Origin of the sequence: Microbacterium trichothecenolyticum (assembly GCF_041938625.1) — a bacterium.
Lineage (GTDB): Bacteria > Actinomycetota > Actinomycetes > Actinomycetales > Microbacteriaceae > Microbacterium > Microbacterium trichothecenolyticum_D.
In genome coordinates this window covers 4,138,395-4,150,245 of sequence record NZ_CP169427.1, presented here as the reverse complement: position 1 = coordinate 4,150,245, position 11,851 = coordinate 4,138,395, and the positions used below count along the sequence as shown (strand labels likewise).

General features: G+C 71.6%; 13 protein-coding genes. 7 read left to right on the top strand and 6 right to left on the bottom strand.

The annotated features are described in order from the left end of the window. Positions 1-6: 6 nt before the first annotated feature. Positions 7-1,770, top strand: coding sequence for a cytochrome b/b6 domain-containing protein (locus ACEYYH_RS19200; RefSeq protein WP_374975893.1), 1,764 nt, complete (start codon positions 7-9; stop codon positions 1,768-1,770). A gap of 10 nt (positions 1,771-1,780) precedes the next feature. Here the strand turns inward: ACEYYH_RS19200 and ACEYYH_RS19195 are convergent, their stop codons facing one another. Next, a complete protein-coding gene (locus ACEYYH_RS19195; protein ID WP_374975892.1) occupies positions 1,781-2,461 on the bottom strand; it encodes a pentapeptide repeat-containing protein in 681 nt (226 codons plus the stop codon). 223 nt (positions 2,462-2,684) lie between these two features. Here ACEYYH_RS19195 and ACEYYH_RS19190 point away from each other — a divergent pair, with 223 nt between their 5' ends. The 3 genes from ACEYYH_RS19190 to ACEYYH_RS19180 are packed head-to-tail and all read left to right on the top strand — an operon-like array spanning position 2,685 to position 5,502. Continuing rightward, positions 2,685-3,950: a sensor histidine kinase gene (locus ACEYYH_RS19190; protein WP_374975891.1), complete on the top strand. Its 1,266-nt coding sequence runs from the start codon at positions 2,685-2,687 to the stop codon at positions 3,948-3,950. Continuing rightward, entirely contained in the window at positions 3,938-4,648 is a 711-nt protein-coding gene (locus ACEYYH_RS19185; protein WP_116195560.1) for a response regulator transcription factor, read from the top strand. The genes ACEYYH_RS19190 and ACEYYH_RS19185 overlap by 13 nt, the downstream gene beginning before the upstream one ends. Further along, complete coding sequence (locus ACEYYH_RS19180) at positions 4,645-5,502, top strand: DUF4097 family beta strand repeat-containing protein (RefSeq protein WP_374975890.1); 858 nt, start codon at positions 4,645-4,647, stop codon at positions 5,500-5,502. Before ACEYYH_RS19185 ends, ACEYYH_RS19180 begins: the two co-directional genes overlap by 4 nt. Positions 5,503-5,665: 163 nt before the next feature. Here ACEYYH_RS19180 and cofE read toward each other — a convergent pair whose 3' ends face one another. Further along, a complete protein-coding gene (gene cofE / locus ACEYYH_RS19175) occupies positions 5,666-6,472 on the bottom strand; it encodes a coenzyme F420-0:L-glutamate ligase (protein WP_374975889.1) in 807 nt (268 codons plus the stop codon). Positions 6,473-6,572: 100 nt separating this feature from the next. After that, entirely contained in the window at positions 6,573-7,079 is a 507-nt protein-coding gene (locus ACEYYH_RS19170; RefSeq protein WP_045299709.1) for a GNAT family N-acetyltransferase, read from the bottom strand. A 266-nt stretch (positions 7,080-7,345) separates the two neighbouring features. Here ACEYYH_RS19170 and ACEYYH_RS19165 point away from each other — a divergent pair, with 266 nt between their 5' ends. Then, positions 7,346-7,906, top strand: a complete 561-nt coding sequence (locus ACEYYH_RS19165) for a thioesterase family protein (protein WP_374975888.1) — start codon at positions 7,346-7,348, stop codon at positions 7,904-7,906. Positions 7,907-7,919: 13 nt separating this feature from the next. Here the strand turns inward: ACEYYH_RS19165 and ACEYYH_RS19160 are convergent, their stop codons facing one another. Continuing rightward, positions 7,920-8,234: a hypothetical protein gene (locus ACEYYH_RS19160; protein ID WP_045299714.1), complete on the bottom strand. Its 315-nt coding sequence runs from the start codon at positions 8,232-8,234 to the stop codon at positions 7,920-7,922. A gap of 133 nt (positions 8,235-8,367) precedes the next feature. On the opposite strand from ACEYYH_RS19160, the gene ACEYYH_RS19155 reads away from it, so the two are divergent. Beyond that, a complete protein-coding gene (locus ACEYYH_RS19155; RefSeq protein WP_374975887.1) occupies positions 8,368-9,156 on the top strand; it encodes an EAL domain-containing protein in 789 nt (262 codons plus the stop codon). Between the two features lie 18 nt (positions 9,157-9,174). Here ACEYYH_RS19155 and ACEYYH_RS19150 read toward each other — a convergent pair whose 3' ends face one another. Then, the gene (locus ACEYYH_RS19150) at positions 9,175-9,432 is read right to left on the bottom strand and encodes a hypothetical protein (protein WP_116195566.1); all 258 of its coding nucleotides are present in this window, start codon (positions 9,430-9,432) and stop codon (positions 9,175-9,177) included. 42 nt (positions 9,433-9,474) lie between these two features. On the opposite strand from ACEYYH_RS19150, the gene ACEYYH_RS19145 reads away from it, so the two are divergent. Continuing rightward, positions 9,475-9,777 (top strand): hypothetical protein, encoded by a 303-nt coding sequence (locus ACEYYH_RS19145; RefSeq protein ID WP_374975886.1) that lies wholly within the window; start codon positions 9,475-9,477, stop codon positions 9,775-9,777. Here the strand turns inward: ACEYYH_RS19145 and ACEYYH_RS19140 are convergent. Then, the gene (locus ACEYYH_RS19140; RefSeq protein WP_374975885.1) at positions 9,769-11,721 is read right to left on the bottom strand and encodes a diguanylate cyclase domain-containing protein; all 1,953 of its coding nucleotides are present in this window, start codon (positions 11,719-11,721) and stop codon (positions 9,769-9,771) included. The two genes, ACEYYH_RS19145 and ACEYYH_RS19140, sit on opposite strands and share 9 nt — an antisense overlap. Between the last annotated feature and the right edge of the window lie 130 nt (positions 11,722-11,851).

Genomic DNA, 11,851 nt, shown 5'->3' with positions numbered 1-11,851 from the left:
CCCGGCATGGCGACGTTCGGTTCCTCGGTGCGGCGCGGTCTGCCGCGCGTGCCCGGCGGCGAGCCCTGGCCCCCCGCCGGCGCCGCGCCCGGCACGAACGGCAACGGCGTCGCGCCCGCGGGGGCGCCGCTCGTCGAGGCGGCGCAGCACGTGGAATCGGACTCGACCCCGCGCGGCCTGACTCCCGAGGTCGCCGCGGCCACGGTCCCCGAGACTCAGGTGACGCAACACCCGGGAGCGGATGCGGCGACGCCGCGCGTCGCGACCCCCGTGGCGTCGGCGCCCGGGGCGCGCGCTGTGCGTCGCGGCCTGCCGCGCGTACCCGGCGGCGAGCCGTGGCCGCCGGCGGGCGTTGTCCCGGCCGCTGCGGCACGTGCCACCGCGGAAGTGGCAGCTGTCGCCGCCACCGCGGCTGCCACGCGACCAGAAGTGACACCTTCCGAGGGTGCGACCGAGGAGGAGGTGGCACCTGTGGTCGCCGCGGGCGCGGAGGCCGCGCAAGAGGTGACACCTTCGGCCGCGGGTGAGGGTGCGAAGGCGCTGCGCCGCGGGCTTCCCCGCGTGGCCGGCGGCGAGCCGTGGCCGCCGGCAGGCTTCGCGCCGACCGTGACCGTTGCAGCGGTGACGGATGCTGCGCCCCCGCCGGCTGCGGAAGCGCCGGCGGCAGCACCCGTCGAGGTGGCAGCACCCGTCGAGGTGGCAGCATCCGTCCCCATCGAAACCGCGGCGCCCGCAGGACCTCGCACAGCCACCGGCGTCCCGCTGTCTCAGCCGCTGCCGTTCCGCCGCACCGTGTGGGCGGGCAGAGCCGCGCGCACCCGACCGGCGGCCACGGTGGAGCCCAAGCGCATCGGCCCGTTCACCCGTGGCCAGTGGGCCGGCGCGGTCATCGTCGGCGGCGCCGGACTGCTGTACGCGGCGGGCATGGCGGTGTTCGCGGTCCGCTGGCTGCTCTCGACGCAGTGGGGTGTGGACTTCCTCGCCTCCTACCCGGGCGAGTACCACCTTCCCGAGGGAGCGCCCGTCGGCGTCCCCGCGTGGCTCGGGTGGCAGCACTTCTTCAACGTGTTCCTGATGGTGCTGATCATCCGCACCGGTCTGCAGGTCCGCAACGACAAGCGGCCGAGCGTGTTCTGGTCGCCGCGCAGCAACGGCCGGCGCAAGATGAGCCTGAGCCTGTGGTTCCACCAGTCGCTGGATCTGCTGTGGATCGTCAACGGCGTGATCTTCGTGGTGCTGCTGTTCGTGACGGGGCAGTGGATGAAGATCGTGCCCACGTCGTGGGAGGTGTTCCCGAACGCGGTCTCGGCGGGGCTGCAGTACGTGTCGCTGGACTGGCCGACCGAGAACGGCTGGGTGAACTACAACTCGCTGCAGCAGCTCGCGTACTTCGCGACCGTGTTCCTGGCCGCGCCGCTGGCGATCGCGACCGGCGTGCGGATGAGCCACGTGTGGCCGAAGAACGCGGCCCGGCTGAACAAGGCCTATCCGGTGGAGTGGGCGCGCGCCGTGCACTTCCCGGTGATGCTGTACTTCGTCGCCTTCATCGCCGTGCACGTGTTCCTGGTGTTCGCCACCGGGGCGCTGCGCAACCTCAACCACATGTACGCCGCGCAGGGCTCGGTCGACCCGGACGCGTACGCCGACAACTGGACCGGCTTCTGGTTCTTCGTCGCCTCGCTCGTCGTCATCGCTGCCGCCTGGGTGGCCGCCCGGCCGCTCGTGCTGGCACCGATCGCCCGCCTGTTCGGCAAGGTGACCGGCCGCTGACGCGACCGGCCTACTCGACGACGATCCCGGCGAGGCCCGCGAGGGCCGGTGCCATGCGCTGCAGCTGATCGGGTGAGATGGTCGCGCCGCGAAGCCCGTCCATCCCGATCACCTGGCCGAGGTCGGCGCCGCGCAGATCGACGTCGGTGAGCCGGGCGCCGCTCGCGTTCAGCGTGCCGATGCGGACGCCGTCGAACGCGACGCGGCGGGCCGCAGCATCCAGCAGGTCCATCTCGTCGATGGTGCAGTCGACGAAGGCGACGTCGAGCAGCTCGGCGCCGCGGAGGTTCACGTACCCGAGCTTGCAGCGGGTGAAGCGGATGCCGCGCCACGCCGCGTCGAACGCCTCGAGCGAGCCGAGCCTGCTGCCCTGGAACTCCACGTCGCGCCAGCCGCCGCGCGCCGCGGAGACGGCGGGCACGTTCGCGCCGGTGAACACGGACTCGACGAGATGGGCACCGCGCGCCGACCAGGTGCCGAGGTCGAGGCCGTCGAACCGGCAGGCCTCGACGGTGGCGCCCGATTCGAGCTGCCAGGTGTCGCGGGTGATGCCCGCGTACGCGACGCCGTCGAGGCGGCCGGTGTCGAGCATGTCGTCATCGCCGGCGTCGAGCGCGCCGAGCGCCGATGCGTCGAAATCGAAGGAGGGCGGCTGCGTGCCCTGGGTCTTGCGGGATCTGGCGGCTGGCATCGTCGCAACCCTAGCCCGTGCCTCCGACGCTCTGCCCCCGGCCCTCCCGGGTTTGGGGCGTGATCTCTCCCTTGGGGCGGAGAATGTGCGCCCCAACGGAGGAAATGCGCCCCGAACCCGACTGAGGCCCGGGAACGACGGAGCCGGGGAGGGGGATAACCCGAAGAGAAGTCTCCGGATGCCTCGGGCGCGCGGCGCGGCGCACGCGCCTAACTTTGGTGACATGACCTCCTCGGACTCTCCTCCCGTCCGCCCGGTGACGCGGCCCGCCCAGGTGGCGGGCGCCATCGCGCAGCTCGCGGCCCTCGGCGTGATCGGCGCCGCGGCGTTCTCCCTCCTCTTCACGCTCCTCGGCGTCGGCATCGGACTCGTGTTCGTGCTCGGCATCGGCCTCGTGGTGCTGGTCGGGCTCGTCTACGTGCTCTTCGCCCTCGCCTGGCTCGAGACCGAGCGGGTCGACGGCCTGTACCGGTTCGGGCTTCCGCGACTGCGACCGCGCTCGAGCGGCCGCCCCGGATTCGGCGGCTTCCTCCGCACCCTCTGGATGCAGACGATCGACCCCGGCACGTGGCGCGCCATCGCGAACCTGGCGATCGCGACGATCCTCGGCTGGGTCGTCGTGGCCCTCGCCGGAATCCTCGTGTCGGGCGCGGTGCTCGCGTTCGCGCCGCTCTTCGCCGACGCCAGCGCCGTGCGCCTCGCGCGCACCGGGATCGAGGTGCCGCTCGCCTGGGCGGTTCCGGTGGGCATCTTCGCCGCGCTCTTCTCGGCCGCGGCCCTCATCGGACTCGGGGTGCTCCACGGCATCATCGCGCGGGCGATCATGGTCCCCTCGCGCGAGGCGCAGCTCGCCGCCGCGGCCCGCGTGTCGAGCCAGCAGCACGCCGGTGCGGTCCGTGCCGCCGACGTCGAGCGCACGCGCATCGAGCGCGACCTCCACGACGGCGTGCAGCCCCGCCTGGTCTCGGTCGGCATGACCCTCGGCCTCGCGCAGCAGAAGATCGACGCCGACCCCGAAGCGGCGAAGGCCCTCATCACCGAGGCGCACACCTCGACGAAGGCGGCCATCACCGAGCTGCGGCAACTGGCACGCGGCATCCACACCTCCGTCCTCGACGATCGCGGTCTCGACGCCGCCATCTCGGCGCTCGTCGCCCGGTCGGTCGTGCCGGTGCACACCGACGTCCGTCTCGACGGCCGCTGCAGTCGCGACACCGAGGCCGCCGCGTACTTCGTGATCGCCGAAGCCCTCACCAACGCCGCCAAGCACTCGCGGGCGACCGAGGTGCGCGTCGTCGCACGAATGCGCGAGCCCGGAACGCTCTGGGCCCGCGTCGAAGACAACGGCGTGGGCGGCGCACGGGTGATCCCCGGCGGGGGCCTCGACGGCATCGTCAACCGCGTGCTCGCGGCCGGCGGCGAGGCCCGCATCGACAGCCCCGCCGGCGGGCCCACGAGCGTGGAGGTGAGCATCCCGTGCGCATCCTGATCTGCGAGGACTCGGCGCTGCTGCGCGCCGGCCTGGTACGGGTGCTCGAAGACGCCGGCCACGAGGTGGTCGCGGCCCTGCCCGACGCCTCGGCGCTCGACGAGACCGTCGACGAGACGGCGCCCGACCTGTGCATCCTCGACGTGCGGCTGCCGCCGACGTGGGTGGACGAGGGCATCCGCGCCGCGCTGTCGCTGCGGGCCCGGCTGCCCCGGCTCGCGGTGCTCGTGCTCTCGCAGTACGTCGAGGAGCGCTACGCCGCCGACCTCATCTCGTCCAGCGGCGGCGCCCTCGGCTACCTCCTCAAGGACCGCGTCGCCGACGTCACCGACTTCCTCGAGGCGATCGAGCGCATCGCGGCCGGTGCCACGGTGCTCGACCCGGAGGTCGTGGCACAGCTGCTCAGCCGCAGGACGAGGGATGAACGGATGCTGCGCCTCACCGAACGCGAGGCCTCGGTGCTCGCCCTGATCGCGGAGGGACGCTCCAACCAGGCCATCGCCAAGACCCTCCACGTCACCGAGGGCAGTGTCGAGAAGCACATCACCGCGGTCTTCCAGAAGCTGGACCTCGAACCCGACGAATCGGGCAACCGGCGCGTGCTCGCCGCGATCGCCCACCTCGAGCACGGCGGCCCGACGCCGCCGGCTCCCACCGCACCCAGCGGCCGCGGGCCGCAGACAGGAACGAACCGATGAGCACGACCCTGACGCCTCCTCCCGTGGTGCCCGACACCCCCGTCGAACCGCCGCGCCCCTCCTCCGGTGGATCGCGTGCCGTCGCGATCGTCGTGATCGTGCTGGGCGGCATCGTGCTCCTGGGCGCGACGATCTCCGCCGCCGTCAGCACGATCGCCTCGGCATCCGTCCACACCTCCACCCGCGCGGTCGACATCGCCGGCGTCGAAGAGCTGAACGTCGATGCCGCCGCCGGCACGCTGCGCGTCGAGTTCACCGACGTGCCGGAGGCGGAGCTCGAGGTGACCAGCTCGTGGGACGCCGACGCGTGGCGCCTCGAGCGCGACGGCGACACGCTGCAGGTCTCGTCGCCCGATCGCTTCGGCTGGTTCGGCTGGCGCGGCTGGTTCGGCGACGGGGGAGCGGACGCCGTGCTGCGGCTGCCGTCGTCGCTCGACGGCCTCGACGCGAGCGTGTCGCTCGCGGCCGGCGAGTTCGTCACCGACGGCGAGTTCGGTGAGCTCGACCTCTCGCTCGCGGCCGGGTCGTTCGACGTCTCGGGTTCGGCGGAGTCGCTCAGCGCCGATGTGAGCGCCGGACGCGGCACGCTCGAGCTCGAGGGCGTGAGCGAGGCCGACCTCACGGTGAGCGCAGGCTCCCTCGACGCAACGCTCACGGGGACGCAGCCGGATGCGGTCGACCTCGACGTCAGCGCCGGTTCGCTGCGGCTCACCGTGCCCGAGGGTGAGTACGACGTGCGCTCCGAGGTCTCCGCCGGTGAGTTCGACAACGGCATCGGCTCGACGCCCGATGCCTCGAGCACCATCACCGTTCAAGTCTCGGCCGGTCAGGCCGTGCTGAAGTCCGGGCGCTGAGCCGCAGCATCCGTCTCCGACCCGTCGTCGCGCTCCGCGACGGCGGGTCGGTCCTCGAGAAAGCACGCGCGGGGTGAGAAACCCCCCTCCCGTGGCTTCTTCGCGCGTTCGCGGTTCCTCGCGCGCCGGGAGGGGGGACGGATGCTGCCGCCCCGGGCCGCGATCAGGGGCCGGAGCTGAACGCCTCTGCCTCGGCATCGCGGCCCGCGGCATGACCGGCCGCGTACCCCTCGGCGTAGGCCTCGTCGGCACCGAGGCGGAACATGTCCTTCTCGAGAGGCCGCACGATCGAGCGGGCGCCGGGCAGGTCCAGGGCGCCGACGAGGTCGGCACGCCCGCGCACCACGGCGACGGGGCGCCGGGCGGCCTTGCCCTTGACGAGGTCCGCGGTGGCTGCGAGTTCGTCGCCGACGCACGGCATGGTGACGACGAGCGGGCGGCCCTCAGCATCCGTGCCGCCGCGGAGATCCTCGAAGACGTGCACGCCGCCGGCGCCGATCGCGTGGTCTGTCTGGCCCTCGCGCCAGGCGCGCCCGAGCGTGTCCGACACGATGACGCCGACCTCGACCCCGAGGCGCTCGCGCAGGCCGGTCGCGATCGCGCGAGCGGAGGCGTCGGGGTCGACCGGCAGCAGCAGCACCGTGCCCTCGGGGGTGTTCGACGCGTCGACGCCGGCGGCTGCGGAGACCATGCCGAGGCGATTCTGGACGATGCGCGTGGTCGAGCCGTTGGGGGTGCTGCGGGATGCCACGACTCGCACCGTCTCGGAGGTGATCGCGTCTTCGCGGTCGTCGGCGACGACGAAGCGCCCCTCGGCCTTCGAGACGATCTTCGAGGTCACGACGAGGATGTCGCCGTCTGCCAGCTCGTCGTCCGCCGCGCGGGCGATGACCTCGACGAGGTCGGCGCCCGCCTCGATCTCGGGGATGCCCTCGAGGGGCCAGACGGTGAGCGCGGTGCGAGGCGGCATGGCTCCAGTCTTCCGGATACGCGGGCGCGTCGGCGCCGCCTGGCGAAAGGCCGAGGGGCGTGCCCGGCGAACCGGACACGCCCCTCGGAACAGCTGTCGATCAGCGGACGAAGCGCACCTCGGTGAGGGTCTCGCCGAGGAAGGGCTCGGTGTGCGTGGCGCCGTCGAGCGCGAAGCCGTTGCGCGTGTAGAAGCGGTGCGCGCGCGGGTTGTCGTCGGCGACCCACAGGTACAGGCCCTCTGCCGGCTCGACGACCGCGTCGAAGAGCTTCTGGCCGATGCCGGTGCCGTGGTGGGCGTCGAGCAGGTAGATGAAGTACAGCTCGCGGAAACGCGGGGCGTCCTTGTCGCGCGCGGGACCGGAGCCGGCGAATCCGACGATCTCGCCGTTCACGAGGGCGGCGAACATCTTGAACTCGGGGCCCTGGACGGCCCAGTGCGTCCAGAGTTCGGCAAGGCGCTTGGGCGAGACGGCCTCGAGGGCGGCCTTGCTGATGAGGTGGTCGTACGTCTCGTGCCAGGCGGTCGCGTGGACGCGACCGAGGGCCTCCGCGTCAACGTCGCGCACCGGACGGACGACGATGTCGGTCTGGGTTTCGGCTTCCATGGCCAGACTCTACGCGCGTCGGCGCGAGACCCGAAATCGGGCGAACGCCCGGTGAACGCGCAGTGGCGAACGTACGTCTTGCGCGGACAGATGCCGCGGCGCGAGGCATCCGTCCACTCCCAGACTTCGCAGAATCGCGCGAACCTCGCAGCGATCCGCCGATACCCTGCGCAGTCAGCGAGCGTCTGCGAACTCTGTGCGGGGCGACTGTCGGGATCCGACAACCGAATCGGCATGCCCGTCGAGGATCGCTACGATCGCACCTCGTGAACGTGATGTGGCGGACCCTGATCGTGATGGTGAGCGCGCGGCGGCGACTGCGGCGCGGTGGGCGCCTCGGCCCGAACGAGATCAGCCGCATCCGGCTCACCACGCTGCTCACCGACATCGACCTGCTGCGTCACATGAACAATGGGCGCTACCTGTCGCTGTTCGACCTCGGCCGGTGGGACCTGCTCGTGCGGACGGGCCTCTGGGACGTCATGAAGACCTACGGCTGGTACGCCGTCGTCTCGAGCGAGACCGTGACGTTCCGCAAGTCGCTGAACCTCTGGCAGAAGTTCGACGTCGAGTCGCGCATGATCGGGCACGACGACAAGGCGGTCTACCTCGAGCATCGCGCCGTGGTCGACGGCGAGGTCTACGCCCGCGCGATCATCCGCGCCCGCATGATGAAGCGGTCGGGCGGCACCCTGTCGCACGAGGAGCTGTTCGCGGCGGTCGGCCGCCCCGAGGGTGTGCCGGAGGTGGATGCATGGGTGCACGACTGGGCGGCAGCATCCGCTCTCCCTCCCACGCGAGCAGAGGCCCCCAGCGTCTGGAGCTGACGCGTCAGCAGAACTATTGCGGCGCTGCGGGATTGTCGGGTTCGGGCACGATCGTGAGGCCGGCGGGCGAATTCGCCGCCTTGGTGAGGGCCTCCACCCATGCGGGGTTGAGACGCGGCTGGCGGCCGCCGAAGTACTCGAACGCCAGCGACACGTTCGGACTCAGCCATACGGACGTGCGTCCGAGGCCGGCGCGGGTCGGGTCGCTCCACGTGAAGGGGAAGGACTCGCCGCGCCGCAGCTTGGCCCAGATGACCGCCTGCAGATGCGCGAGGATCCGATCGTCGATCGACGTCGTGACGCGGGTGTCGTAGGTGAGCGTGCCCATCGCCCCCACCTTAGTCCTCGGGATCCGCGACGTGTGCGATCGAGGCCGCGACCGCGGCGACGCGAATCATACGCCGATTCTCGGCATTTGTCCGGTGTTGCGCCTCGATGCGAATCTGCTCGACTCTTGTGGCATGCCCCGTACTCCCCAGCTCACTCGTGACTTGCGCGCTGCACTCTCGGCCGGCGAGCTGTGGATCGCATTCCAGCCGCAGTACGACCTCGTTCCGGCAGGACCGTCCGACGCTCCGGCGCCGACCGCGCCGGTCGCCGTCGAGGCACTCTGCCGCTGGAACCACGCCGTCCTCGGCGCCGTCCCGCCCGACACCTTCATCCGCCTTGCGGAGCAGGGGCATTTCCTCGACGAGGTGGACCTGCAGGTCTTCGACCGTTCGGCAGAGCAGGTGAGGCTGTGGCGCCATTCAGGACACCCGCTCGGTCTCGCGGTGAACGCCTCTCCCGCGCACTTCTCGAGACGCTACGCCGACACGGTCGTCGCGCGACTGGACGGGCTCGACATCGACCCCGCCGGGCTCACGATCGAGATCACCGAGGCGCCGACGCCTCAGCTGCGCCCGGAGATGATCACGGCGATGCAGACGCTGCAGTCCGTGGGGGTCTCGATCTCGGTCGACGACTACGCCGGCGGCGACACGACCGTGGCGATGCTGGAAGCCCTGCCGATCGACGAGATCAAGATCGACCGGTCGCTCACACAGAGGACGGACGCCGAAGCCCACGACGCGATCGCCGCCGTGGTGGAGAGCAGCGCCGCGAACGGCTGGCGCGTGCTCGCGGAGGGCATCGAGACCATCGCCGACCTCGAGCGCTCCCGCGAGAGAGGCTGTGAGCGCGGACAAGGCTACCTGTGGGGGCTCCCCATGCCGTCCGAGGAGATGGACGCGCTGCTCGCCGCGGTCTGACCGGCGAGCAGCGGCGCGTCAGAGTTCGTAGTCGGCGAGCTCGTCGGCGGGCTCGTCGATCGGAGCGGGCGCCTCGCCGACTTCGAACTGCGACCACGTCACCGGCATGCCGGGGGAGAACAGGATGTCGACGCCCGGGCCGCCGCGCAACGGCGGGATGTTCACGTAGCCGCCTCCCGCCTTGATCGCCTCGAGGATCTTGGTCTTCAACTCCGACACGGGGTCGGGCAGGAAGTAGTCGCGTCCATCGACGGTGAGCCGGTTCACGATCGCCATCGCCCCAGCGTACCTGGGCCCGCCCGCCCGTAGGATCGATACGTGGGCATACTTCACTACGGCGCACCCCCGGCGTCCTTCACGATCGACGATCGCACCCTCGCTCACCTCGAGCTGGTCATCATGGCGAAGCTGCGGCGTCGCGAGAACCTCTCGTTCGCCCACGTCGACGAGGACACGTCGCTGCGTCAGGCCGTCTGGATCTCGTCGGTGACCCCGCTGCGGTTCGAGTACGAGGGGCCGATGCCGGAGATCAACAGGCTGTGGTTGCAGGAGCTGATCGACGCCGCCAACTCGTCCGCCGGGCTGCGGGTCCTCCCCGAGCCCGACCTCCCGTCACGCTGAGACGCGGCCGCCGCCGTCGCGCTTCGCGCGGTACATCGCCGCATCCGCGGCATCCAGCAGTCCTCCGGGAGAGATCCCGCGCTCGGCCGCCACGACGCCCGCGGAGGCGTTCACGCCGACCTCGACGCCCCGCACGGTGATCGGCTCGGTGATCGCGGCCAGCGCCCTCCCCGCGATCGCGGCGGCCTCTTCCGGTCCGGCATCGACGCACACGATCACGAACTCGTCCCCACCCAGCCGCACGACGATGTCGGAGCTGCGGGCCACTCCGCTCAGCCGGCGACCGATCGCCGCCAGGACGGCGTCGCCCATCTCGTGACCGTGGGTGTCGTTGATGAGCTTGAAGTCGTCGAGGTCGAGGAACACGACGGCCACGGCGGTCTCTGAGCCGTGCAGCAGCTCGTCCAGGCGGTCGTCCAGGAACCGGCGGTTGTGCAGCCCGGTGAGGGCGTCTCGCAGCGCGAGCTCGGCGAGCTCCGCCTGGGCACGGGCGACCATGGCCGACCGGATCTCCTCGCCGAGATCGAACGCGTCCTGCGCGTGCTCGCCCCACGGGAGGCTGCGACCGGTGACGCTCTCGCGCCAGGCGGAAAAGGACCGGCGAGGGGAGAGCGGCGTGTCGCGGTTCTCCGGCCGCTGGTCGCCGAGCCAGTCGACGGTGCGCGAGACCTCGCTGCGAACGAACACGAGTGCGTCACCGTCGGCGCCGAGCGGGACGACGAGGAGTCCGGTGACGCCCGGCACCTCGACCGCGAGCTCCGGCCGTTCGATCGGCAGCGCCTCCCACAGCAGCCTTCCCGGGCCGAGCTCGTCGACCACCGCGAACAGACGCGCCGGGGGCGGAACGACACCCACGGTGTGGAAGGAGTCGCCCAGCCGCAGCACGGCGCCGCCGGCGGGGATCACATCGAGCACCGTCCGCTCGCCGCTCATCAGCACGGCGCCGACATCCCCGCGGCCGTAGAGCGGTGCGATGACGGCGATCCGCCGCTCCCGCGCCTCGAGCTGCCGGCGCAGACGCCGGATCTGCTCGGCGGCGGCGAGCTGGGTGACGACCTGGGTCGCCAGCACCTCGAGGGCCCGGCGGAGCAGCACCGGAATGCGTCGCGGCGTGCGGTGCGCACACGTGAACATCCCCACGAGGCGGTCCTCGTTGACGAGGCCGAACGACACCGTCGACGCCTGCCCCATGTTGCGCATGAACTGGAGATGGTGCGGCGACACGGCGCGCAGCTCGGTGGTCCCGAGGTCGAGCGGTGCGTCCTCAGGCAGGAGCGTGTGGAGGGCGAGCCCCGGGTCCTCCGTGTCGGCGATCAGGCGTGAGCGCTTCTCGATGTACAGCGCGCGCGCCTGCGCGGGGATGTCGGACGAGGGGAAGTGCAGCCCGAAGTACGGCTCCATGTCGGGCTCGCGCTCGTCGGCGACGACCTGTCCGTGCCCGTCGTCGTGGAACTCGTAGCACAGGACCCGGTCGTAGCCCGTGATGGCCTTGATCTCGCGGGCGGCCTGCTGCCGCAGATCGTCGGGGTCGGTGATCCCCGCCAGTCGCTGGATCGCGCCCACGACCCCTGTGCGGACGTAGTCGAGCTCGGGGACGACGGGTTCGAGCTCGACGATGAGGGGCGACGTGCCGCGATGCGCGATGACGTCGTAGAGCGAGCCCTCGAACTCCGCACGCACCGGATCGACGGCCAGGCCCTGGCCGATCGCCCACGAGAGGGTCTCGCTGCCGGCCTCGCGCAGATCGCGTCCGAGCCAGTGCTCGATGTTCTCGCTGGCGACGACCACGACACCGGTCGCCTCGTCGACTCCGAACAGCGCGCCGTGCGCCTGTATGCGTCCGATCGTGCGGAGCTGCTCCTGCGAGCACTCCTGCAGGCGGAGCGTCTCGGCGTCATCGCGGGGACGGTCCGGGTCGAAGAGGAGGGCAGGTGAATCTGTCAACGCGAGTCCTTCGGGGGGCGTGGCGGGTGGGGGGAACTGCGTTGGCGAGAGGACTCATCCTATGCGGGCGAGCGCCGGGAACCTATTGCTCCGCGGGCGCAGCGCCGGCACTAGCGCAACCGGCGTGCGC

Coding starts and splice junctions, on each gene's coding strand:
- ACEYYH_RS19180 (WP_374975890.1), top strand. CDS start 4,645: ATGAGCACGACCCTGACGCCTCCTCCCGTGGTGCCCGACACCCCCGTC.
- ACEYYH_RS19195 (WP_374975892.1), bottom strand. CDS start 2,461: ATGCCAGCCGCCAGATCCCGCAAGACCCAGGGCACGCAGCCGCCCTCC.
- cofE (WP_374975889.1), bottom strand. CDS start 6,472: ATGCCGCCTCGCACCGCGCTCACCGTCTGGCCCCTCGAGGGCATCCCC.
- ACEYYH_RS19200 (WP_374975893.1), top strand. CDS start 7: ATGGCGACGTTCGGTTCCTCGGTGCGGCGCGGTCTGCCGCGCGTGCCC.
- ACEYYH_RS19155 (WP_374975887.1), top strand. CDS start 8,368: ATGCCCCGTACTCCCCAGCTCACTCGTGACTTGCGCGCTGCACTCTCG.
- ACEYYH_RS19150 (WP_116195566.1), bottom strand. CDS start 9,432: ATGGCGATCGTGAACCGGCTCACCGTCGATGGACGCGACTACTTCCTG.
- ACEYYH_RS19160 (WP_045299714.1), bottom strand. CDS start 8,234: ATGGGCACGCTCACCTACGACACCCGCGTCACGACGTCGATCGACGAT.
- ACEYYH_RS19190 (WP_374975891.1), top strand. CDS start 2,685: ATGACCTCCTCGGACTCTCCTCCCGTCCGCCCGGTGACGCGGCCCGCC.
- ACEYYH_RS19170 (WP_045299709.1), bottom strand. CDS start 7,079: ATGGAAGCCGAAACCCAGACCGACATCGTCGTCCGTCCGGTGCGCGAC.